The 255-nt window shown below is 65.9% G+C and carries 1 protein-coding gene; it reads left to right on the top strand.

From position 1 onward, the window contains the following. Nucleotides 1–255: MlaD family protein (locus tag JHD64_RS22570; protein WP_199055819.1), on the top strand; the 255-nt coding region annotated here is incomplete at both ends.

Here is a 255-nt window from a genome sequence, read left to right as displayed (position 1 = left end):
GGCCGGCCGCGGCCAGCAGCACCTTCCTCCTGGCCAATAGCCGCGATCAGGCCATGCAGTCGCCCGACCACGAAGTGCTGCCGCTGCAGCTGAAATTCCAGCAATCGGTACGCGGCCTCACCGTGGGCGCCCCGGTGGACTTCCGCGGCATCGTGATTGGCGAAGTCACCCGCATCGGCATGGAATACGATGCCCCGCGCAAGGACTTCAACATGCTGGTGGACATCCGCATCTACCCCAGCCGCCTGCTCAGCC

The sequence above is a fragment of the Aquitalea sp. ASV15 genome, from assembly GCF_016429115.1.
Taxonomy (GTDB): domain Bacteria; phylum Pseudomonadota; class Gammaproteobacteria; order Burkholderiales; family Chromobacteriaceae; genus Aquitalea; species Aquitalea magnusonii.
This window is presented reverse-complemented; position numbering and strand designations above follow the sequence as displayed.